This is a genomic window from Chitinivibrionales bacterium, assembly GCA_035516255.1.
Classification (GTDB): domain Bacteria; phylum Fibrobacterota; class Chitinivibrionia; order Chitinivibrionales; family FEN-1185; genus FEN-1185.
On the sequence record DATJAL010000024.1, the window covers coordinates 1 to 1,940 of the forward strand.

Below are 1,940 nucleotides of genomic sequence, written 5' to 3' on the forward strand. Positions count from 1 at the left end.
CGCTCAACTCCAGCTACGCGCTTCCTGGGACTAAGGCGTCATCAGGTGTTACCTGCATCTGGCCTCGTCCCAGTCCAGCGGGGCGTACCCCGCAGTCCGGTCATCGTGCCGGACGGGCGTATCCGCCGGAGCCGCCCGGGAGCGAAGTGACGAGCTTCGCCCGCGGGAACCGCCCTCGCCCCACCGGCCGCTGTCACCCGGCCGGCGTCCTTGTGCGAAATAAAAAAGAGCGAGGAAGGTGCGTCGTGTAACGCAAATGGGGACGTCTAGTCAAGCATTTTTTTGGGGCCTATATCTCAGTTGACATTGATTAAATAGTGTGATTTAAAGGGGTTACACGCGAACTAGAGGCAGATGACCATGCTTAAGCAGTTCAAAACACTAGCGGATTTATATCACGCTTTCCGTGACAATAATGTCGCCTTGGCGCATTTCCGTACCATCCGCTGGCGAAATGGGGAATTTTGTCCTCACTGCGGGCACCACGAGATTTACTACCCGAAAAAGGGCGCGCGGTTTGCCTGCGCTCAATGCGGGGAACGGTTTTCAATCCTTACCGGCACGATTTTCGAGAACACGAAGCTGCCCTTGAAAGTCTGGTTCGGGGCAATCTGGCTTATCTCAAACCATCCGAAGGGTATTGCTAGCACCACGCTCGCCCGCGATCTTGGCATTACCCAAAAGTCCGCGTGGTTCATTCTTCATCGGCTGCGCCATGCCGCCCGCACTCAATCATTCAATACTCCCCCATTGAAGGGAACGGTGGAGATCGACGAAACTTTTGTAGGTGGAAAAGCCATAAACATGCCGGGTCGTCGTAGCGGCAAGGGCGGCGGTCCATCTGGCAAGACAACAGTTATTGGTGCGGTTGAGCGTGGCGGCGATGTTGTTGCGATAGTATCGCCAGACTATCTCGATTCTGACAAAGCGCAGGCATTTGTTGATGCGGTGGTCTCGCCCAAGGCCGAGATGGTCGTAACCGATGCCGGCACGCCATACATTGGCCTTGAGGGGTATCAGCATGAAATCGTCAATCATAACCTCGGCGAAATCAAGCGCGGCGCCGCGCACACCAATTCCATCGAAAGCGTTTGGGCACAACTGAAACGCCAAATTAACGGCACCCATCATTGGGTTTCCGCGAAGCATTTGCAGCAATACGTTTCCGAAATGACATGGCTGATGAACCACCGTGATCTTACTCCGCAAGAGCGTGTCAACGCACTGTTCACAGCGGTCGAAGGAAGGTTAACCTATGACACGTTAATAGGAGCGGCGAATGAATAAGCCGCGCCCAATAGATTTTATGGCTCTAGGTTATGGTGTCTATGAAATGATGCAAATCCTAGAGCGGTGGGATCAAATGACGGACGCCGAAAAAATAAACCTCGGCTTCAAGGAACCTTTTTCATCTCGTCCGCCATGTCCTTCAATACGCTTAGTACAGTAAAATCTGGCGCTACTGGGTCTCCTGTAAGTGTATCGGCAATTTTCGTGATGTTTAGGTCAATACGATCAAGGTAGTAAGCGATGTGCTCCAAGGCGATAGCTTATCTGAGATCGGGAGCTAATGCGTTCCCAAGTTTGAAACTCCATGCGTTCCGCGTAGCTTCTGGCATGATTCATCTCCTAGGGTTTTGATATGACTAAAAGCAGCAAGAAAGTTTCACCTTTTCGTCTCAACATAGACCCCGACGATTTTTTGGAGCGAGCGATCCGCACCAAACCTTCGGAAGTCGAGGACCTAATTGAACGAGGAAAAAAGGCAAAGCCGCCGGGCACCAAACGCAAGCGTAAGGCGTCCGGCGGTACCACTCAATCCGAATCTGTCGTGGATTTACGCCACAGACGGATGCGAAAACGGAACGAGGGTCGATGACCTACGTTGGGGCCAGCGACGCCAATGTCCGCGCACGGGAACGATCTTTCCCGTGGGCGTT

General features: G+C 53.1%; 1 protein-coding gene. It reads left to right on the forward strand.

The genetic code is table 11. The annotated features are described in order from the left end of the window. Positions 1 to 360: 360 nt before the first annotated feature. Positions 361 to 1,287, forward strand: a complete 927-nt coding sequence (locus tag VLX68_07215) for an IS1595 family transposase (GenBank protein ID HUI92018.1) — start codon at positions 361 to 363, stop codon at positions 1,285 to 1,287. Positions 1,288 to 1,940 lie beyond the last annotated feature (653 nt).

What these genes read in the sequence shown, in the direction of transcription:
- VLX68_07215 (HUI92018.1), top strand. Translation starts at nt 361, where the DNA reads ATGCTTAAGCAGTTCAAAACACTAGCGGATTTATATCACGCTTTCCGT.